Below are 21,040 nucleotides of genomic sequence, written 5' to 3' on the forward strand. Positions count from 1 at the left end.
TACAGCGTTTCCGGCCGCCAGTGAGGGGATGCGCGCAACCGTTGCAGGGTCGCCGCACAGCTCCCGGCGGGCGCGGGCCGCGGGGGGCGCGCGGAAATCACGGACGCCCCCTGACCGGCGGCGACTACCCTCGGCAGTCGATTTGTTGTTCCAGGGGGGAATCCACATGCGAAGCCGGACCATCGGCGTGTCGGTGCTGACCACGACGGCCCTGTTCGGACTGACGGCGGCCTGCGCGCCGGTCGGCGCGGGCAAGGCCGCCGACATCGGCCGGGCGGCCCGGGCCGCCGCTCCGGCCTCGGCCGGGGCGACGCCCCCGCCGGCCGCGAAGGGCAAGGCGGCGGGCAAGGGCACCGGCATGCTCGCGGACCTGTCGGGAGCCGAGATCCTGAGCCAGGCGCACGAGGCGATGCGCAAGGTCGAGTCGGCCCGTGTCGTCGCGAAGATGCACGAGGAGGGCGGCCCGGTCGAGTTCGACCTCACCCTCGACAGGAAGGGCAGCTGCAAGGGCGCGGTCCGGTACGAGGGGATGGGCAAGGTGGACCTGATCAAGTCCACGGACCTGATCCACTTCAAGGGCGACGCCGCCTACTGGCGGGCCACGGCCGCGAAGGAGCACGCCCCCAAGAGGCAGGCGGAGGCGATGGTCACGATGCTCGCCGACCGCTGGCTGAAGATGCCGGTCTCCGACGCCAAGGCCTCCGCGATGAAGCACCTCTGCGATCTGGACGAGCTGACGGACGGCGGCGGCCGGCCCAACCCGCTGGCCCGCAAGGGCGAGACGGTCACCATCGACGGCAAGCAGGGGCTGGCGGTCACCACGGCCGCCAAGAACGGCACGGAGACCGACTACATCGCGACCCAGGGCACTCCGTACGTCCTGAAGTCCACCGTCTCGGGGGACGAGACCGGAGAGATCCTCTTCTCGGACTTCGGCGCGCCGGTCGACACGGCCCTGCCGGAGGGCGCGGACGTCCTGGACCTGTCGAAGCTGGGCGACGGCGGGCCGGCCGAGACGGTCTGAGCCTTCACGGCCGGCGCCGCGGCCGGGACCCCGGGATCCTCAGGGTCCCCGGACCCGGGATCCCCGACCTCGGGATCCCCGACCCCGGGAGCCCCGGCCGCGTACGCCTCACGAACCGAGGATCGTGGTGAGGAACTCCCCGGTCCAGGCCAGCAGTTCCCGCCCGACCAGCGGCTTGCCGCCCACCCGGGCCGTCTTCGGCCGCGGGATCAGCACCTGCGAGGTGGCCGGCTTGAGCACCGAGCCCGGGTAGAGCCGCTTGAGCCGCAGCTCCTGCGACTCCCGCAGCTCCACCGGCCCGAAGCGGATGTTGACGCCCTGGAGGGTGATGTCGCCGACCCCGCAGGCCCGCGCCAGCATCCGCAGCCCCGCCACCAGCAGCAGGTTCTCCACCGGCTCGGGCAGCTTGCCGTAGCGGTCATGGAGCTCCTCCCGTACGGCCTTGATGTCCGCCTCGGAGTTCGCCGACGCGATGGACCGGTACGCCTGGAGGCGCAGCCGCTCGCCCGGCGCGTAGTCGTGCGGGACGTGCGCGTCGACCGGCAGCTCGATCTTGACCTCCAGCGGCGGCTCCTCCTCCACGCCGCCCTCCACGGCGGCCCGGTAGTCGGCGACCGCCTCGCCGACCATCCGGATGTAGAGGTCGAAGCCGACGCCCGCGATGTGGCCGGACTGCTCGCCTCCGAGCAGGTTGCCCGCGCCGCGGATCTCCAGGTCCTTCATCGCCACGTACATGCCCGCGCCCATCTCGGTGTGCTGGGCGATCGTCGCGAGCCGCTCGTGCGCGGTCTCGGTCAGCGGCTTCTCCGGCGGGTAGAGGAAGTACGCGTACCCGCGCTCGCGCCCTCGGCCCACGCGGCCGCGCAGCTGGTGGAGCTGGGAGAGGCCGAAGTTGTCGCCGCGCTCCACGATGAGGGTGTTGGCGTTGGAGATGTCGATGCCGGACTCGACGATCGTCGTCGAGACGAGCACGTCGAACTTCTTCTCCCAGAAGTCCACGACGACCTGTTCCAGGGCCTGTTCGGACATCTGGCCGTGCGCCGTCGCGATCCGCGCCTCGGGCACGATCTCGCGCAGCTTGGCGGCCGCCCGGTCGATGGACTCGACCCGGTTGTGGATGTAGAAGCACTGGCCCTCGCGCAGCAGTTCGCGCCGGATGGCCGCGCCGATCTGCTTCTCCTCGTACGGGCCGACGAAGGTGAGCACCGGGTGGCGCTCCTCCGGCGGGGTGGTGATCGTCGACATCTCGCGGATGCCGGTCACCGCCATCTCCAGGGTGCGCGGGATCGGGGTCGCGGACATCGTCAGCACGTCCACGTTGGCGCGCAGCTTCTTCAGCTGCTCCTTGTGCTCGACGCCGAAGCGCTGCTCCTCGTCGACGATGACCAGGCCCAGGTCCTTGAACTTGGTCTCCTGCGAGAACAGCCGGTGCGTACCGATGACGATGTCGACCGCGCCCTCCTTGAGCCCCTCCAGGGTGGCCTTGGACTCGGTGTCGCTCTGGAAGCGGGACAGCGCCTTCACGTTGACCGGGAACTGGCTGTAGCGCTCGGAGAAGGTCCCGAAGTGCTGCTGCACCAGCAGGGTGGTGGGGACGAGGACGGCGACCTGCTTGCCGTCCTGGACCGCCTTGAAGGCCGCCCGGACCGCGATCTCGGTCTTTCCGTAGCCGACGTCGCCGCAGATCAGGCGGTCCATGGGGACGGACTTCTCCATGTCCTCCTTGACCTCGGCGATGGTGGTGAGCTGGTCGGGCGTCTCCGCGTACGGGAAGGCGTCCTCCAGCTCGCGCTGCCAGGGGGTGTCCGGGCCGAAGGTGTGGCCGGGGGCCGCCATGCGGGCGCTGTAGAGCTTGATGAGGTCGGCGGCGATCTCCTTGACCGCCTTCTTCGCGCGCGCCTTGGTCTTGGTCCAGTCGGCGCCGCCGAGCCGGTGCAGGGTCGGGGCCTCGCCGCCGACGTACTTGGTGACCTGCTCCAGCTGGTCGGTGGGGATGTAGAGGCGGTCACCGGGCTGGCCGCGCTTGGCGGGGGCGTACTCGACGAGGAGGTACTCGCGGGTGGCGCCCTGGACGGTGCGCTGCACCATCTCGATGTAGCGGCCGACGCCGTGCTGCTCATGGACGATGTAGTCGCCGACCTCCAGGGTGAGGGGGTCGATGGACTTGCGGCGCCGGGTCGGCATCCGGCCGAGGTCCTTGGTGGCGGTGCGCTGGCCCGTCAGGTCGGTCTCGGTGAGGACGGCGAGCTTGAGGGCGGGGTCGATGAACCCGTTGTCGAGGGAGCCGCACGCCACGTGGACGATCGAGGGCTCCAGGGTGCGCAGGTCCGCTTCCAGGCGGGCCGCGATGCCCTCGCCGCCGAGCACCTCGACGGTGCGGGCGGCCGGGCCGTGGCCCTCGGTGAGGTAGACGGTGTGCCAGCCGTCGGCGATCCAGCCCTTGGTGTCGGCGAGGGCCCGGGCGGTGTCGCCGCGGTAGGCCTCGGGGGCGTGCATGCCGAGCTTCAGGGTATCGGCGGCCAGGTCGGTGTCGTCCGCCGCGAAGGGGGAGACCGACCACCACATCATGCCGAGCTCGCGCGCGTGCTCCCGTACGTCCGCGATCCCGCGCAGGGAGGCCGCGCCGACGTCGATGGGGGCCTGCCCGCCGCCCGCGGTGGCCGCCCAGGAGGCCATCAGGAACTCCTGGCTGGTGGCGACGAGGTCGGCGGCGCGGGTGCGGACCCGCTCCGGGTCGCACACGACGGCCATGGACCCGGCCGGCAGGACGTCGATCAGCAGTTCCATGTCGTCGACGAGGACCGGCGCGAGGGACTCCATGCCCTCCACCGCGATCCCCTCGGCGATCTTGTTCAGCAGTTCGCCGAGCTCGGGGTGGGCTTCGGCGAGGGCCGCGGCCCGCTCCCGCACCTCGTCGGTCAGCAGCAGCTCCCGGCAGGGCGGGGCCCAGAGCCCGTGCTCGGCGACCTCCAGGGAGCGCTGGTCGGCGACCTTGAAGTAGCGGATCTCCTCGACCTCGTCGCCCCAGAACTCCACGCGCAGCGGGTGCTCCTCGGTGGGCGGGAACACGTCGAGGATGCCGCCGCGCACGGCGAACTCCCCGCGCTTCTCGACGAGCTCGACGCGGGCGTACGCGGCCGCGGCGAGCGCCTCGGTGAGCTCGCCCAGATCGGCGCTCTCGCCGTGCCGCAGGCTCACCGGGACCAGGTCCCCGAGCCCCTTGACCTGCGGCTGGAGCACCGACCGGATCGGCGCGACGACGACGGAGACGGGCCCCGCGGCCGGGTCGTCCTTGCTCGGGTGCACGAGCCGGCGCAGTACGGCGAGCCGCCGGCCCACGGTGTCGCTGCGCGGGGAGAGCCGCTCGTGCGGAAGGGTCTCCCAGGACGGGTACTCGGCGACCTCGTCGGGCGGCAGGAAGGACCGCAGCGCGGCGGCCAGGTCCTCGGCCTCGCGCCCGGTGGCGGTGACCGCGAGCACGGTCCGCTCGCTCTTGGCGGCCAGCGCGGCGATGGCGAAGGGCCGTGCGGCCGGGGGTCCGACGAGGTCCACGTGCATGCGGTTGCCGTCCCCGGCCGCGGTGACCGCCTCGGCGAGGGCCGGGTCCCGGGTGACGGCGTCGAGCAGTCCGTGCAGGCTCATGAAAGGAGGCTTCCGTCCGGTGAAGGGGCAACGCGAAGGACCCGACACGTCTCACGGGCCGGGGCTTCCCACCCTACGACGCCCCCCGGTCCCCCGCGCGAGGGATTGCGGCCACCGCGAGGAGCGCCGGCCCGGGAACGCCGTCGGTCCCGGCCGGCCCCCGAAGGGCTGACCGGGACCGGCGGTCCCCCGAACGAACGCCGAGCCCGCTACTCGCTCGCGATCGCGTTCAGTACGTTCATCCGCCCTGCCCGGAAGGCCGGGACCAGTGCGGCGAACAGGCCCACGAAGGCCGACCCGGCGAACACGCCGATGATCGTCGGCCAGGGGATCTCCAGCACCTTCAGGCCCTCCAGGGCGAGCAGCTGCTGTGCGGTGGCTCCCCAGCCCATGCCCAGGCCGAGGCCCAGCAGGGCGCCGAAGAGGGCGATGACCACCGACTCCAGGCGGATCATGCGGCGCAGCTGGCGGCGGGAGAGGCCGATGGCGCGCATCAGGCCGATCTCGCGGGTCCGCTCGACCACCGAGAGGGCCAGGGTGTTCACGACGCCCAGGACCGCCACGATGATCGCGAGGCCGAGAAGCCCGTAGACCATGTTCAGCAGCTGGCCGACCTGGTCCTTGAGGGACTTCTTGTAGTCGGTCTGGTTCTGCACCTGGTACTGGGGGTACTCCGCGAGCGCGCCCTTGACGGCGGTGTACGCGGTGTCCGCCTTCCCGTCGGCGGCCTTGGCCAGCAGCATGAACGGCCGCGGCATCCGGTCGGCCGGCAGGAACTGCTCGGCGGTCGCGGTGCTGATGTACATCACGCCCTTGTCGAGGTTGCCCTCGTCGGAGGTGATCGCGGCGACCTTCAGCTTGGTGCTCTGGCCGCCGGTGAAGGCGACCGTCAGCTCGTCGCCGACCTTGACGTGGTGCTCGTTCGCGAAGAGCGAGCCGACCGACATCGCGCCCTTGCCGTACGCCGCCGCGTGCTCGCCGGCGATCATCTTGCGCCGGACGTCCTGGGCGTACGTGGGGTCGTTGACGCTGATGCCGCCTTCCTTGACGAAGCCGTCGGGGGCGGTGATCTTCGCCGCCACCTCCCGGTACGCGGTGACGTGGTCGAGGCCCTTGGTGGCGCGCAGCGCCTGCTCGGCCTGCGGCATGATCGGCTGGCCGGTCTGGGACTGGACGATGTAGTCCGCGCCGACCGACTTGTCGAGCTCGTCGGTGGCGGAGGCCACCATCGAGGAGCCGACCACCGACAGGCAGGCGACCAGCGCCAGTCCGATCATCAGCGCGGCGGCGGTGGCGCCGGTGCGCCGCGGGTTGCGCAGCGCGTTGCGCTCGGCGAGGCGGCCGACGGACCCGAAGGGCCGCAGGACGATGCCGGAGAGCAGCCGGACCACGAGGCCGGCGAGCAGCGGGCCGATCACGATGAAGCCGATGAGGGTGAACAGCACGCCCAGGGAGAGCCAGAGCGAGCCGGCGGCGGCCTTGTCGGCGCCCGCGGCGAGGAACAGGCCCGCGCCGCCGATGCCGGTGAGGACCAGGCCCACGGCGGCCCGGATGCGGCCGGCCTTCTTGTCGCCGGGGGTGCCGGCGTCGCGCAGCGCGGCCATCGGGGAGACCTTGCCGGCCCGGCGGGCCGGGATGAAGGCCGAGACCACGGTGACGACGATGCCGAGCACCAGGCCGACGACCGGGGTGGTCCAGGCGACGGTCAGGTCGTCGGTGGACAGGTGCATGCCCATCTGGCCCATGAGCTGCATCAGGCCGACGGCCAGGCCCACGCCGGCGCCGACCCCGAGGACCGAGCCGACCAGGCCGAGCAGGAACGCCTCGACGATCACGGACTTGAGTACCTGCCCGCTGTCGGCGCCGATGGCGCGCATCAGGCCGATCTCGCGGGTGCGCTGGGCGACCAGCATCGAGAAGGTGTTGAAGATGAGGAAGATGCCGACGAGGAAGGCGATCCCGGCGAAGCCGAGCATCACGTACTTCATGACGTTGAGGAAGGAGCCGACGTCCTTGCGGTTGGCGTCCGCGGACTCCTTGGCGGTCTGGAGCTTGTACGCGTCCGCGCCGACGGCCTTCGCGACGTTCGCCTTCAGCTGTTCGTCGCTGACCCCGTCCTTCGCGGTGACGTTGACGTGCGTGAAGAGGCCGGGGCCGCCGAGCAGCTTCTCCTGTGCGGTGGCGGTGTCGAAGTAGACGACGGCCGCACCCGGGTTGGTCACGGTGAAGGTGGCGATACCGCTGATCCTGGCGCGGATGTCGCCGGTGATGGCGATGGTGCGCAGCTCGTCGCCGATCGCCAGGTGGTGCTTCTTCGCGGTGTCCGCGTCGACCATCATCTCGGTCGGGCCGCGCGGGGCCTGGCCGGAGGTGATCTTCATCGACTTGAGCTCGTTGTCGTTCCAGTTGCCCGCGATGGTCGGGGCGCCGGTGGTCGAGCCCATGTTCTCGTTCTTGGCGTTGACGACCGTGACGGACATCGAGACGACGGCGCCCTGGGCGCTCTTGACGCCTTCGGCCTTGCCGACCTGCTCGACGGCGGAGGCGGCCAGCACCTCGGGCTTGCCGCGGTTCGGGTTGTCCTCGCCGCCCTGGGCCGCCTTCGGGGTGACCGTGACGTTGGCGCTGGTGACGCCGAACAGCTTGTCGAAGGTGGTGTTCATCGTGTCGGTGAACACCAGGGTGCCGCAGACGAAGGCCACGGAGAGCAGGACGGCGACGGCGGAGAGCGCCATCCGCCCCTTGTGCGCGACGAAGTTGCGCCGCGAGGTCTTCAGTACGGTGCCCGCGCTCACGAGGTCCGCCCGCGCGCGTCGAAGTCCTTCATGCGGTCCAGCACCTGGTCGGCGGTGGGCGCGTACATCTCGTCCACGATCCGGCCGTCTGCCAGGAAGATCACCCGGTCCGCGTACGAGGCGGCCACCGGGTCGTGCGTGACCATCACGATGGTCTGGCCGAGCTCGTCCACCGAGCGGCGCAGGAAGCCGAGGACCTCGGCGCCGGCCCGGGAGTCCAGGTTTCCGGTGGGCTCGTCGCCGAAGATGATCTGCGGGCGGGCCGCGAGGGCGCGGGCGACGGCCACGCGCTGCTGCTGGCCGCCGGAGAGTTCGGTCGGGCGGTGCTTGAGGCGCCCGGCGAGGCCGACGGTCTCGACGACCCGATCGAGCCACTCCGCGTCGGGCTTGCGGCCCGCTATGTCCATGGGGAGCGTGATGTTCTCCAGGGCGTTGAGCGTGGGCAGCAGGTTGAAGGCCTGGAAGATGAAGCCGATCCGGTCGCGGCGCAGCTGCGTGAGCTTCTTGTCCTTCAGCCCGGTGATCTCGGTGTCGTCCAGGTGGATCTGCCCGCTGGTCACGGTGTCGAGACCGGCGAGGCAGTGCATCAGCGTGGACTTGCCGGAGCCGGAGGGTCCCATGATCGCCGTGAACTGGCCGCGCTTGATGTCCACGTCCACCTCGTCGAGGGCGACCACGCGGGTCTCCCCGGCGCCGTAGGCCTTGACGACCTTGCGCGCCCGGGCGGCGACGGCTCCATGCCCTCCAGTACCCCCGTGCCTGGTTTCGGTCATAGCCGTTGTCACGGTGCTTCCCCTCGTTGATGCGTTGCTCGCGCTGCGATGTGGCCGGATTCGGCTGTCTTGCCGTCGTGAAGTCTGCGGGGCGGAGGCGGCCGGCGCGCTGGTGCCCATCGCCGTATCCGGCGGGGGGTTAACCCCACCCCTGCCCGTAGGAACCAGTTAAGGACCTCGCCGGGCCGTCCTCCTCCTCCGGCGGGACGAATGACCCCTGGGCCCTTGTGAGGAGCAACCCCTAGGGGTTCTGCATCTTTTGGCGGATCACCTCTGGGGGATACCGGGGGGATACCGCCGGATACCCCGCGATGAGAAGGTGTTCCCCGCGGATACGTGCACGGTGAAAGGATCTTGGTGGGCGCGGAGGAGAGCACGGGCGAGCGCACCGGGGCCGGACCGGCGGACGGACCGGCGGCCGGAGCGGCGGCGGAAGCAGCGGCCGGAGCAGCGGCGGAAGCAGCGGCTCCCGGCGGGCCGGCGCCCCGTACCGCCCTGGTCAGCGCCCTGATGCTGGCGATGGCCCTCGTCGCCCTCGACAGCTCGATCGTCTCCACCGCCGTCCCGCAGATCGTCGGCGACCTCGGCGGCTTCTCCGTCTTCTCCTGGCTCTTCGCGGGCTACCTGCTCGCCGTCACCGTCACGCTCCCCGTCTACGGGAAGCTCTCCGACACCTTCGGCCGCAAGCCCGTCCTGCTCTTCGGCATAGCCCTGTTCATCGTCGGCTCGCTGCTGTGCGCGCTCGCCTGGAACATGGCCGCCCTCATCGCCTTCCGCCTCGTCCAGGGGCTGGGCGGCGGCGCCCTCCAGGGCACCGTGCAGACCTTGGCCGCCGACCTCTACCCGCTCAAGGACCGCCCGCGGATCCAGGCCCGGATGTCCTCCGTCTGGGCCGCCTCCGCCGTGGCCGGGCCGGCGCTCGGCGGGCTCATCGCCTCGTACGCCGACTGGCGCTGGATCTTCCTGATCAACCTGCCGCTCGGCGGCCTGGCCCTGTGGATGCTCGCCCGCCACCTCGTCGAGCCCGTACGCTCCCCCGGGCGCCGCGGCCCGATCGACTGGGCGGGCGCCCTCGGCGTCTTCGCCTGCGGCGGACTGCTGCTCTTCGCCCTCGTGCAGGGCGGGGTCGCCTGGCCCTGGCTGTCCGCCCCCTCCCTCGGACTGCTGGGCGCGAGCGCCCTGCTGGCGGCCGTCGTCGTCCGGATCGAACGCCGGGCGGCCGAGCCGGTCATTCCGGGATGGGTCTGGCGCCGGCGCACCATCGCCGCCGTGAACCTGGCCCTCGGCGCACTCGGCGTGCTCATGATCGCCCCGATGGTCTTCGTCCCCACGTACGCCCAGTCCGTGCTCGGCCTCGGGGCCGTCAGCGCCGGGCTCGTCATGTCCGCGATGACCCTCACCTGGCCGGTCTCCGCCGCCTTCAGCCAGCACGTGTACCGGCGCATAGGCTTCCGCAACTCCGCGGCCGTCGGGAGCTCGCTCGCCGCCGTGATCCTGTTCTCGTTCACGCTGCTCCCGTATCCCGCCCGGCCCTGGCAGCCCACGCTGATCATGCTGCTGCTGGGCGCGGCCCTCGGCCTCTTCCAACTGCCGCTGATCGTCGGGGTCCAGTCCACCGTGGGCTGGTCCGAGCGGGGTACGACGACGGCCTCGGTGCTGTTCTGCCGCCAGGTCGGCCAGAGCCTCGGGGCCGCGCTGCTCGGGGCCGTCGCCAACGCGACCATCGCCTCCCGGCTGGCGCACGCCCCGATGCCCGGCCTGCCGGACCACCTCGACGACGTGTCCAAGGCCCTCGACCGGCCCGACCTGCTCCCGCGGGCCGCCGCCGACTACCTGCGCCAGGCGGTGGCCGCCGCCGTGGACCACGTCTTCCTCGGCGCGACCGCCGCGGCCGTGGCGGCGCTGCTCGTCCTGCTCCTGGTGGCACCGCGGCGGTTCCCGATACTGGAGGAGCACCGGGAGAAGGAGCGGAGCGACACGTAACGGGCCGCCGCGCCCGGGTCCCGCTTGTCATGACCCCGGTCAACGGAGTAGACCTCGGAGTCCTGCATCCGAGATCCGTTCCGGGGGGACGACATGGCTTCCGCACTCTTCGCACTGGCCTTACTGGCAGCCCTCGCCGGGCCCATCGGCCTCCGGCTGCGCCGCCATCCGGGCTTCGTCACCGGCCGCGACGGCCGCCTCTCCACCTCCACCACCCTGGCGCTGGCCTGGACGGTGATCCTGGTCTGGCTCCTGCTCACGATCCTCGCGTACGGGCTCACGGCGGGCGGCGGCATCGGCTGGTTCACCGGGGAGCACGGCCCGCTGTCCTCCCTGACCACGGTGTACCTGCCGCTGCTCGGGGGCCCGTACGTGGCCATGATCGCGGCGAAGACGGTCGTCGGGATCCGCGTCGAGAACGGCAGCATGGCCAAGCCCGCCCCGAAACCGACCGGCTCCGGGCAGCGGCCGCTGCGCGAGCTGATCGCGAACGACAGCGGGCGCACCGACCTCGTCGACCTCCAGTACGTGGCGCTCAGCGCGGTCACCATGCTGTACGTGGTGCTGTTCTTCGTCTCCGACGTGGGCGGCGGGCTCCCCCGCCTGCCCGCCGAGATCTGGGCGCTGACGGGCGCCCCGGCCGGGGCGTACCTGGTGAACAAGATGGCCACGCGCGCGAACCCGGTGGTCACGGGCGTGACGGTGACGGGCGCCGCGCTGCTCGTCGAGGGGGGCGGTTTCGGCCCGGAGGCCCGGGTGGAGCTCGACTCCACCGCCCTGCCGACCGAGTACGACCCGGCGAGGGGCACCCTGACCGCCCCGCTGCCGGCCGCCGCACCCGCCGCGTTCACGGTGGTGGTCACCTCCCGCGGCCTGCGCAGCGACCCGTACCGCCACGCGCCGACGGCCCCGGCACCGACATCGACATCGACCCCGGACCCGGCACCGGCACCGGCACCGGCACCGGCCCAGCAGCCGGCGGGGTAGTACGCGGGGGGGGGGCGGGTCAGGTCACGGGAGCTTCGCGAGGAACTCCTCGACCAGCGGGACGATCTCCCCGAGGTGCGTCTCCAGCGCGAAGTGCCCCGCCCCCTCCACGAGGTGCACCTGCGCCTCCGGCGCGTCCCGCAGGTACGCCTTCGCCCCCGCCGGGACGAAGAACGGGTCCCCCGCGCCCCAGACGACCAGGACGGGCACCCGGGAGGCGCGCAGCCAGGCCTGCCAGGCCGGGTACCGGGCGAAGTTCGAGGAGTAGTCGAAGGCCAGGTCGGCCTGCGCGTCGGCGCGCCCCGGCAGCCCGACGTAGTGCACGTCGAGCGTCCGCCCGTCCGGGGAGACCAGGCCGGGGTCGGCGACGCCGGCCTCGTACTGGAACCGGATGCCCTCTGGAGCGAACAGCCCGCGCACCTTCTCCTCGTCGCCCGGCACCTCCCGCCGGTGTCCGGCGAACTCGCGGGCCGCGTCGGAGAGCCCCTCCTCGTACGCGTTGCCGTTCTGCACGATCAGGCCGGTCACCCGCTCGGGCCGGCGCACGGCGAGCCGCAGCCCGACGGGGGCGCCGTAGTCGAAGACGTAGAGCGCGTAGCGGTCCAGCCCGAGGGCGTCGGTGAAGCCCTCCACGATGTCCGCGAGCCGGTCGAAGGTGTACGTGAACCCGGCCGGAGTCTCGGTGCGGCCGAAGCCGGGGTAGTCGGGGGCGATCAGCCGGTACGGCGTGTCGCCGAGGGCGTCCATCAGCCGGGCGAACTGGTGGGAGGAGGTGGGGAACCCGTGCAGGAGCAGCAGGACCGGCCCGTCGGCCGGGCCGCTCTCGCGGTAGGCGACGCGGACCCCGTGCACGTCGGCGGTGCGGTGGTGAACGAGCGACATCACATGCCTCCAATGACCTTGTTCCCATTAGTCTCACCGCATGCACCTAACGGGTCAAGTGCTTCGCGTAGCATTAGTTACATGACGTCGACACCGCCGTTCCCGCTCACGGGCGAGCCCCTCGCCCTGGACCTGCTGAACACCCGGCCCGCCGACACGGGCGATCTGATCGCCGCTCCGGCCGGGCTCGCGGCCTGGCTGACCGTCCAGGAGGGCCGGCTCGGGCCCGTCGCGAAGGTGGGCCCGGCGGAGGTGGCGGCCGTGCACGCCGTACGGGAGGCGGCCGGCGCGGCGCTCGCGGCCGCCCGGCGCGGCGAGCGGCCCCCGGCCGGCGCGCTGCGCGCGCTGAACGAGGCCGCGGCGGGCGCCCCGGCCCACCGCGCGCTCGCCTGGACCGCGGAAACCGGCCTGGCGGCGGCCCCGCACCGTACCGGCACCCCGGCGCGGCGACTCGCGGCGGAGCTGGCCGACGCCGCGGCCGAGCTCCTGACGGACCCCCGGGTGCGGGACGTACGGGAGTGCGAGGGAGCGGACTGCGTCCTGCTGTTCCTCCCGGCGCACCCCAGACGCCGCTGGTGCGTGGCCTCGGCCTGCGGCAACCGCGCCCGCGTGGCCCGCTACTACGCCCGCCACAAACCCTGACCGGCCCCGGCCGCAGGTCTCGGCGGCCCACCCGAGGCCGACCGCGGGCGGCCGGGTCAGCCCTCGGCCGGAGCCCGGCCCGTCAGGGCCGCCAGGCTGGAGCGGACGTGGTTCATGTGCGCCCGCATCTCGTCCTGCGCCTCCGCGTGCTCCCGCAGGATCCGCTCCGTCTCGCGGCCCGTCCGCTCCTCCTGCACCCGCGCCTGCGCCAGCTGCTCCGCGGCCCGCGCCTCCGCGTCCTCCTGCCCGTGCCGCGCCGCCTCCTCCGTCTCCGCGTACCCGCGCCGCGCCTCCGCCAGCCGGACCTCCGCGTACCGCTCCAGCTCCGCGAGCCGGGCCTCCAGATCGGCCTCCCGGGCCGCCAGCTCCCGCTCCGCCGCCTCCCAGCGCTCCACGTGCTCCTGCTCGCGGTCCGCGAGCAGCGCGTCCGACCGGCGCCGCATCTCCGTCAGCGCCGCCTGCGCCTGCGCCCGCCACTCCGCCGCGTCGTCCCTGGCCTCCGCCCGGACCGCGTCGGCCTCCCGGCCCGCCCGCAACAGCCCCTGCCGCGCCCGGACCTCCGTCTGCTCGCGCACCGCCTCCGCGTCCTGCCGCGCCAGCTCCGCCGTCCGGTCCGCGTACGCCTCGGCCGCGCCCATCGCGTCCACCGCGTCCGCCCGCGCGTCCCGCCGTACGGTGTCCGCCTCCTCCTCCACCAGCAGCAGGATCCGCCGCGCCCGCTCGCTCAGCTCGTCGTACGTCTGCGGAGCCAGCGCGGCCACCGCCTCGCGCAGCCGTTCCGCCTCCGCCTCCATCCGCTTCGCGAGGACCGTCAGCCGCGCCACCCGCTCCCACGCCTCGTCCCGGCTGCCGGAGAGCCGGGCCAGATACCGGTCGACCTCTTCCGCGCGGTAGCCGCGACCTCGTACGGTCGCGAAGCCCGGTCCGTGAGGTGACATGGGTGCAGTCATCCTGGAAGCGCCTCTCTCGGGGGGATTCCTGTCAAGGATGCGCCATTTGCGGCCAGAAGCCGGAATGGCCGGGCCGGGACCCCTTACGAGGGTCCCGGCCCGGCCATCCGCCCGACCGTCCGATCAGAGCAGCCCGTCCCACATCTGCTCAAGCAGCACCGACCACCAGCTCTCCGGCGACGCCAGCGCCGCACTGTCGAGCCCCGCCAGATTCGTCTGGAAATCGACGGTCCAGCGCCCCGCCTGCTCCGGCGTCAGGTGCTGTCGCAGCCGCCACATGTGACCCAGCATCGCCAGCGACCGCGCGAACTGCGGCAGGCTCGAATTCACGAACTGCGGCGGCACCGGCGCACCGCCCGGACCGGCCTCCACCGGGACCGCCACTATGTGCGCCGTCCCGTACTGCACGCACAGCGCCTTGCCGAAGTCACTGCCCACGACCAGGTACGAGCCCGCGTCGGACGCCGGCTGCACCTGCCGCTGCGCCGCCAGCTCCGCCAGCGTCGGCACCGGCTGGCCCGGCACCGCCTGCGCCCAGAAGAACGGCCCGAAGTCCGTCGGCAGGCCCGCCCACACCAGGGTCTGCGCCACGATCTCCGGCACGCCCTGGCGCGACACCGCACGCTGATCGAAACGGAACACGCCCTGCGGACCGAACGCCCCGGCCAGCTCCGCGCCGATGGCATCCAGCGGAATCGCCGGCTGGAGCGGCACCTGCTGTACCGGAACCCGCACCGGCGCGGGGCGCGCCGGACCGTCCGCCACCTGGTGCAGCTCACCCTGATGGGTCAGCAGATGGCGCATGCCCTGCTGACGGCCCGCGTGGTCCTTGCCGTACGGGGCCACGCTCGTGATCCGCACCTGCGGCCAGGTCTCCCGGATCATCCGTGCGCAGTAACCGCCCGGCAGCTCGCAGGACTCCAGCTCGGTGTGCAGTTCCAGCACCTGCTGCGGCGGCACGTTCATCGCGCGCAGCTCGTACAGGATCTGCCACTCGGGGTGCGGGGTGCCCGGCGCGGAACGCCGGATGAGCTGCTGCTCGGAGCCGTCGGGCGCGCGGTAGCGCAGTACGGCCTGGTAGCCCGGGCCGACGGTGGGCGCACCGGTGGGCGCCGGAGGCTGCGCCGCGGGACCGGGACCGGCCTGCGGCTGCCCGGGCGGGCCGGGAGGCGCGGGCGGCTGACCCGTCACGGCCGGACCCGCCAGCATCGTCGCGGCATGGTCGAGCCCGCCCCCGGGCGCGCCCGGAGCCCCCGGCGGACCGGGGGGCTGGGGTACGCCGGGACCCGCGAGCATCGTGGCGGCGTGATGGGCCGGGCCTCCGGGAGCACCGGGCGGACCGGGGGGCGCGGGAGGCTGACCCGCACCGGGGGCACCGGGCGGACCGGGAGGCGCCGGCGGCTGACCCGTCACGGCCGGACCCGCCAGCATCGTCGCGGCATGATCCAGCCCACGCCCCAGCGAACCCGGAGCACCGGGAGGACCGGGAGGAGCCGGCGGCTGACCCGCACCCGGAGCACCGGGCGGACCCGGAGGCGCCGGCGGCTGACCCGTCACGGCCGGACCCGCCAGCATCGTCGCACGGCCGGACCCGCCAGCATCGTCGCGGCATGGTCGAGCCCGCCCCCGGGCGCACCGGGAGCACCGGGAGCACCGGGAGCCCCCGGCGGACCGGGAGGCGTCGCCGGAGCCGCACCCGGCCGGGAGACCTGTGCCTTGCTCGTCGGCGCATCGGCGATCGACCCGGAATCCGAGCCGCCGCCCGCACCCGCCCCGAGGTCCAGCGCGGGCGCGATCGCCGTCTTCGGGAGCCGGCTGCCCCCGGGGATCAGCGCGGTCTTGGCCTCCGAGGACCCGCCGGACGGCGGCGCCATGTCGTCCAGGTCCGAACCCGACAGCGGCGGCGCGAACACCGTCGCGGGCAGCGGTACGGACACGTCGTCCGCGCCGGGGTTCACATCGGTCCCGGCCCACGGCGTGGCCCCGACCGGCACCCCGTCGTTCGCGGTCGGCTCGTACGGCACCTCGCGGCGCAGCGGTACCGCCTCCACCGCAGCGGGAGCGGGAACCGGAGCCGGAGCCGGAGCGGCGGGCTCCGGGGCGGGCGCGGGCTCGGCCGCGGCGGGAGCCGGCGTCGGCGCGGGCGCCGGAGCAGCCGGAGCCGCCGGAATCCCCGCCCGGTCCGCCGCCTCCTGGAGCCACTCCGGCGGACTGAGCATGAACGAGGTCTGCTCCGAGTCGATCCGCGGCGTCGGCACCGAGGCCTCCGCCACCGGCGCGGCCGCGGCCCCGTACTCCTCCTCGTACCGGCGGATCACCTCACCCACCGGCAGCCCGGGCCACAGCGTCACCTCACCGCTGTCCCGCGCGATGACCAGCCGCTGCCGGCCGCCACCGGACACCGGACCGGCCGCACGGTCCTCCGCCCACACCACGAACCCGAGTCCGAACTCCCGTACGCGCACCTCCCGGTGCTGGTACGCGGGCACGTCCCCGTTGATCCACTCCTCGGCGCGCTCCTGCGCCTGCGCAAACGTCACCATCGCGCCGTCACCCCTCCACCGGTGCCGCACCGGACACGGGAACCGAGCGTGCGAATCCGCCGTCCACCATCAGACCGGCCACCGTTTCCAACTCCGGCGGATTGCCCGCCAACCGCTCCAGAAAGGCATCGAAATCGGCACCGCACGGCAGCAACAGACGCTCCACGCGCTCCTGCACCGACCAGCCGTCCTGGTCGCGGGCGTCGTCGTACGGGGAGAACCAGACCGAGCCGATCGCCTCGCCCTTCACCTTCACCGCGAGCAGACCGCCCTGGACGAAGGCCACGCACAGGTAGTCCTTCGTCAGGTGGTCCCGCAGACACTTGTTGACGTACACGAGGTCGTTGACCGCCGCCTCCTCACGCACCGTGAAGAAGGGCTGGTCCACCAGCAGACCGAGGTCCACGTCGAGCCCGGCGCCCACCGGCGCGCAGCCGCCCGCCGCCTTCAGGAACGCGCGGTACGCCTCCGGCAGCCGGTAGCCGAGGTCCTCCTCGACGCCCTGCACCGCCTCCTCGGAGACCGACACCACCGTCTTCGGCAGCCCCAGATGCACCGGGCGCAGCTCCTGCAACGGCCGCGTCCCGCGCTTGCCGTGGTCGACCGGCGCCGTCGCCAGCCCCGCGTGATGCCGCAGCAGCGCCTTCACCTCGACCGGGACCAGCTCCATCCGCCGCGTCCCGGCCACGTGGTGCCAGGTCCAGCCGTGCGGGGTCGCCACCGGTCCGACGGTGTCCCACAGCGCGTGGCCGGCCGCGTGCATCGCCGCGTTCGCGGAGACGCAGTCCGTCAGCCGCAACTCGTCCACGCCGAAGCCCTCCGGCGGCTCGGCGATCTCCACGGCCGCGCGCGCGTACGGGGCGAAGTCGGGATGTCCGTCCGCGTCCATCCGTACCCCGTGGGGATGCCGAGCGGCCCGGACCGGGTCCGGGAAATGCACGACCTGCCCGGAGTACGCGGCGTTGGGTGGCGCGGCCTGGTGCCCGAGCCGACCTGTCGTCATGGCGGTAGCCCCCTGCTGGATCTGGCTGGTTCACCACAGCCTATGTGGTCGGGCAAGAGCGTCACCCGCCCACGACCCCCGCACCCGCGCGAGGGCCAGGAACATCCGAATTGATACGAATATTCGACCCCGCTTCCACACGACAGGGGACATTTGACAGGCTGTCCCCTCAGCACGGGGGCGTGCGCGACAGCGGCCACCACCGCCGCCACGGGAGGGAAGACGCGACCATGCAGAACACGGCGACACGCACGGACACGGCCGACGGCGCCTCGGGACGGGGCGACCAGGGCGACCCGGCGGCAGGCCGGCCGGCCGGAGGAACGTCCGCGGCCGGAGACCCCCGCCTGCGCTGGAGCAGCACCGACGGCCGGCCCGCCGCGCCCGTCCTGCGCTTCCGCCGCGACGGCATCCTGCCCACCGTCGCCGCCGCCCTCTCCGTCCGCGGCGAAACCCTCACCGGCACCGCGGGCAAGGCCGACCAGGCGCCCGCCCTGCACGCCCTCGTCCAGGACTTCCTCGACACCCTCACCAGCGGCCAGCGCGAACGATTCACCGGCCGCTGTCCCGAGGCGATACTGCTCTCCCGCCACCTCACCGCCGTCGAGGGCGCGCGCAGCAGGCGCGCCTCCCGCAAACCCCTCACCGCGAGCGAAGCCCGCCGCTCCCTGAAGCACTCCAAGATCACCGCCCGCCGCATCCGCGAGGACGGCGACCCGCTCCACGGCAGCTACGCGCCCCCCTGCCGCTCCTGCGAAGCACTCCTCGCCCACTTCGGCGTACGCGCCGTCGACCTCACCCCCGCGTCAGAGAAGGCCTGACTCCCGCCACCATGACCACCTCCTCCGCCTCCTACGACCGCTCCTCGGCCACCCGCTTCCCGGCCGCCGTGGACACCGCCCTGCGCACCGCCGGCTGGGAGCCCGGCCGCTGGGACATCAAGCAGGCCGAGTTCTGGGCCGATGCCCTGCGCGACCACACCACCCCGGCCGGCCACCGGCACACCGTCTTCCCGGCCGCCGTCGAAGCCTGGGCCGAATTCGGCGGGCTCACCGTCACCGCCCCCGGACCGGGCCGCCAGACCGCACCCGTCCCGGTCCGCCTGGACCCCCTGACCGGACTCCACCTGGCCCGTACCTTCGCCGACCTCGGCCGGGCCCTCTCCACCCAGCTCTGCCCGCTCGGCACCGACTCCGACGGCGGCTCGCACCTGGCCATCGACCGCGAGGGCCGCGTCTACGGGATCGACCACACGGGCGACTGGTACCTGGGCGCGGACGTGGACGAGGCCCTCACCCTCCTCCTCACGGGCCTCCAGCCCACCCGCCTCACCACGGCCACCGCGCCGTAGAGCCGGAGGGATCGCGTCCGGCCCCGGCCGCCGCGTGCACCGCGCGGGGGCCGGGGCCCTGACCGGGCCGCGCCGCGCCGCGCCGCGCAGGGCCGGGCCGCGCCGCGCAGGGCCGGGCCGCGCCGCGTCCGTTCCGCACTACCCCCGGCGCGGGGCGCGCGGCAGGACCGCCGAGACCTTGAAGCCGCCCTCGTCCGTCGGGCCGGACACGAAGACACCGCCCAGGCCGAGCACCCGCTCGCGCATGCCGACCAGACCGTTCCCGCCGCTCGGCAGGCCGGGCCGGTCCACGTCCGCCCCGCACGGCCCGTTCTCCACCTGCATGGCCACCTCACCCTCCCGATGAGCCAGCCGCACCACCACCCGCGCACCCGGCGCGTGCTTGTGGCAGTTCGTCAGCGCCTCCTGCACCACCCGGTACGCCGTCTGCTCCACCTCCGCCGGATACCCCGCCCCCGCACCCCGGACATCCAGCTCCACGGCCATCCCGGCCGCCCGCGACTGCCCGACCAGCGCCTCCAGCTCACCCAGCGAAGGCCCGGGCCCGTCCTCGAAACTCCCCACCAGCGCGGCCACCGGCACCCGCGCAGCCGCGGAAGGGGCCCGCTTGGGCGACTCCGCCGCCCGCAGCACCCCCAACATCTCCCGCAGCTCCGTCAACGCCTGGCGCCCCATGTCCCCCACGAGCGCGGCGTTCTTCGCCGCCCGCTCCGGATCCTTGGCCGCCACCGCCTCCAGCGCCGCCGCGTGCACCACCATCAGCGAGACCCGGTGCGCCACCACGTCGTGCATCTCCCGCGCGATCCGCGTCCGCTCCTCCGTACGGGCCCACTCGGCCCGCTCCTCCGCCCGGTCCGCGAGCAGCGACAGCTCGCGCTCCAGCGAATCCGCCCGCTCCTGCAAGCTCTCCATCAGCCGCCGCCGCGCCCCTATGTACAGGCCGAGCAGCACCGGCGGCACGGTCAGCGCCACCGCCACGAACACGGACAGCACGATGACGAGCGACTGCGAGGCCCCCTGGTCCCCGCTGGTCCGCACGTACATCACCACGAGGGTCGCCACCAGCGACATCGAGGCCAGCGTCGCGGTGATCCGCCGGGGCACCTCGCAGGCGGCGAGCGTGTACAGCCCGACCACCCCGAGCAGGAACCCCATCGCGGCCGGCGACACGGCGATCCCGACCAGCACCACGGCGATCGGCCAGCGCCGCCGCAGTACGAGCGTGGACCCCACGAGCAGCCCGAACAGCACCCCGACCGGCACCGGAAGCCCGGCCTCGTGCGCGAAGGGCACCCCCTCGACGGCGCACTCGACGGCCGAAACCGCCGCCAGTCCCACATCGAGCACGGCCCCCCGCGGCCGCTCCCACCACCACGGCCCGTCGCGCCCGGCCCCGCCCCGCTCTTCCCCCGTACTGGTCATGCCGTCCAGCGTACGCAGCGCCCCCAGCACAGAGCCGACCGAAATTCCGGCAGACCCGCGGCAATCGCACGTACGACTGAATCGTCCGCTGAGCGAGACCTGAATCCCGCATTCCGGACGACATTGGGGACATGACCGAAATCCGACGTCACCCCGGCGACGGCACGGGCGGCCTCCGCACGGGCGCCGCGACCTTCGAGGATCTCCGCGATCAAGCCATCGCCCTCCGCCGCGAGGGCCTCAGCCGCCGCCAGATCCGTGACCGCCTGCACGTCCACAACAACGACATCCTGAACCGCCTCCTGGACGGCGAGCCCGCCCCCGAATGGACCAAGCGCCCGAACGCGAAGGACGACCTGCGCGCCAAGGCCCGCGAACTCCGCCTCCAGGGCATGACCTACGACCAGATCCAGGTCGAGCCGGGCTGCTCGAAAAGCTCGATCTCCCTCTGGGTCCGCGACCTCCCCAAGCCGGCCGCACAGCGCACTCCGGAAGAGTCGTCGGCCATTGCCCGGCGAGGGTGGGAGCGCACCCTCGAAGTCCGCGAGCAGGACCGCCGCGAGACCAAACAGGCCGCGACCGCAGAGGTCGGCGCCCTGTCGGAGCGTGAACTCTTCCTCATCGGCGTCAGCCTTTACTGGTCCGAGGGCAGCAAGGACAAGACGTACGACCGCCGTGAGCGCGCGATCTTCGTGAACAGCGACCCCGGAATGGTGAGCGTCTACCTCGCTTGGCTACGCCTACTCGGAGTCGAAGAGGAACACCTTCGCTACGCAGTCACCATCCACGAAACCGCTGACGTCGCGGGCGCGGAAAGATTCTGGGCGGAGCTCACCCGGGCCACCCCCGGCCAGTTCCTCAAGACCACACTCAAGCGGCACAATCCGAAAACCATCCGGAAGAACACCGGCGAGAGCTACCACGGCCGCCTCGCCGTTCGCGTACTCCAAAGCGCCGGTCTGTACCGTCGCATCGAAGGCTGGTGGTGCGGCATAGTAGGGGCTGCATCGCAGTTCGATCGGCCAAATCGGACATAAATGGCG

General features: G+C 73.1%; 14 protein-coding genes and 1 pseudogene. 7 read left to right on the forward strand and 8 right to left on the reverse strand.

All coding sequences use genetic code 11. The annotated features are described in order from the left end of the window. The first annotated feature begins 166 nt into the window (after nt 1–166). Nucleotides 167–1,024, forward strand: coding sequence for a hypothetical protein (locus ADK52_RS02815; protein WP_053688170.1), 858 nt, complete (start codon nt 167–169; stop codon nt 1,022–1,024). A gap of 108 nt (nt 1,025–1,132) precedes the next feature. Here the strand turns inward: ADK52_RS02815 and mfd are convergent, their stop codons facing one another. The 3 genes from mfd to ADK52_RS02830 form a co-directional block, all read right to left on the reverse strand. Further along, nucleotides 1,133–4,666: a transcription-repair coupling factor gene (gene mfd / locus ADK52_RS02820; protein WP_053688171.1), complete on the reverse strand. Its 3,534-nt coding sequence runs from the start codon at nt 4,664–4,666 to the stop codon at nt 1,133–1,135. Between the two features lie 209 nt (nt 4,667–4,875). Then, nucleotides 4,876–7,401: an FtsX-like permease family protein gene (locus ADK52_RS02825; RefSeq protein ID WP_053688266.1), complete on the reverse strand. Its 2,526-nt coding sequence runs from the start codon at nt 7,399–7,401 to the stop codon at nt 4,876–4,878. A gap of 56 nt (nt 7,402–7,457) precedes the next feature. Further along, nucleotides 7,458–8,234 carry an ABC transporter ATP-binding protein gene (locus ADK52_RS02830; protein ID WP_420714785.1) on the reverse strand — a complete coding sequence of 259 codons (777 nt, stop codon included), beginning with the start codon at nt 8,232–8,234 and terminating at the stop codon, nt 7,458–7,460. 357 nt (nt 8,235–8,591) lie between these two features. Here ADK52_RS02830 and ADK52_RS02835 point away from each other — a divergent pair, with 357 nt between their 5' ends. Both ADK52_RS02835 and ADK52_RS02840 read left to right on the forward strand, forming a co-directional pair. Beyond that, the gene (locus ADK52_RS02835; protein ID WP_107089950.1) at nt 8,592–10,217 is read left to right on the forward strand and encodes an MFS transporter; all 1,626 of its coding nucleotides are present in this window, start codon (nt 8,592–8,594) and stop codon (nt 10,215–10,217) included. A gap of 93 nt (nt 10,218–10,310) precedes the next feature. Next, nucleotides 10,311–11,204, forward strand: a complete 894-nt coding sequence (locus ADK52_RS02840) for a hypothetical protein (protein ID WP_234343279.1) — start codon at nt 10,311–10,313, stop codon at nt 11,202–11,204. A gap of 24 nt (nt 11,205–11,228) precedes the next feature. Here ADK52_RS02840 and ADK52_RS02845 read toward each other — a convergent pair whose 3' ends face one another. Next, nucleotides 11,229–12,086, reverse strand: coding sequence for an alpha/beta fold hydrolase (locus tag ADK52_RS02845; RefSeq protein ID WP_053688173.1), 858 nt, complete (start codon nt 12,084–12,086; stop codon nt 11,229–11,231). Nucleotides 12,087–12,167: 81 nt separating this feature from the next. Here ADK52_RS02845 and ADK52_RS02850 point away from each other — a divergent pair, with 81 nt between their 5' ends. Next, a complete protein-coding gene (locus tag ADK52_RS02850) occupies nt 12,168–12,728 on the forward strand; it encodes a CGNR zinc finger domain-containing protein (protein ID WP_053688174.1) in 561 nt (186 codons plus the stop codon). 56 nt (nt 12,729–12,784) lie between these two features. Here the strand turns inward: ADK52_RS02850 and ADK52_RS02855 are convergent, their stop codons facing one another. From ADK52_RS02855 to ADK52_RS02865, 3 genes and pseudogenes are all read right to left on the reverse strand, one after another. Continuing rightward, the gene (locus ADK52_RS02855) at nt 12,785–13,666 is read right to left on the reverse strand and encodes a DivIVA domain-containing protein (RefSeq protein ID WP_234343280.1); all 882 of its coding nucleotides are present in this window, start codon (nt 13,664–13,666) and stop codon (nt 12,785–12,787) included. A 135-nt stretch (nt 13,667–13,801) separates the two neighbouring features. Then, nucleotides 13,802–16,221 (reverse strand): annotated as a pseudogene (locus ADK52_RS02860) (SUKH-4 family immunity protein). A gap of 7 nt (nt 16,222–16,228) precedes the next feature. Next, nucleotides 16,229–17,224 (reverse strand): SMI1/KNR4 family protein, encoded by a 996-nt coding sequence (locus tag ADK52_RS02865; protein WP_078987860.1) that lies wholly within the window; start codon nt 17,222–17,224, stop codon nt 16,229–16,231. A gap of 230 nt (nt 17,225–17,454) precedes the next feature. On the opposite strand from ADK52_RS02865, the gene ADK52_RS02870 reads away from it, so the two are divergent. Beyond that, the gene (locus tag ADK52_RS02870) at nt 17,455–18,045 is read left to right on the forward strand and encodes a YwqJ-related putative deaminase (RefSeq protein ID WP_078987862.1); all 591 of its coding nucleotides are present in this window, start codon (nt 17,455–17,457) and stop codon (nt 18,043–18,045) included. Between the two features lie 11 nt (nt 18,046–18,056). Next, nucleotides 18,057–18,575, forward strand: coding sequence for an SUKH-3 domain-containing protein (locus ADK52_RS02875; protein ID WP_053688177.1), 519 nt, complete (start codon nt 18,057–18,059; stop codon nt 18,573–18,575). 138 nt (nt 18,576–18,713) lie between these two features. Here the strand turns inward: ADK52_RS02875 and ADK52_RS02880 are convergent, their stop codons facing one another. Further along, a complete protein-coding gene (locus ADK52_RS02880) occupies nt 18,714–19,997 on the reverse strand; it encodes a sensor histidine kinase (RefSeq protein WP_053688270.1) in 1,284 nt (427 codons plus the stop codon). Between the two features lie 131 nt (nt 19,998–20,128). Between ADK52_RS02880 and ADK52_RS02885 the strand changes: the two genes are divergently transcribed. Continuing rightward, nucleotides 20,129–21,034, forward strand: a complete 906-nt coding sequence (locus ADK52_RS02885; protein WP_053688178.1) for a hypothetical protein — start codon at nt 20,129–20,131, stop codon at nt 21,032–21,034. The last annotated feature ends 6 nt before the right edge of the window (nt 21,035–21,040 follow it).

Origin of the sequence: Streptomyces sp. WM6372 (genome assembly GCF_001279655.1) — a bacterium.
Lineage (GTDB): Bacteria > Actinomycetota > Actinomycetes > Streptomycetales > Streptomycetaceae > Streptomyces.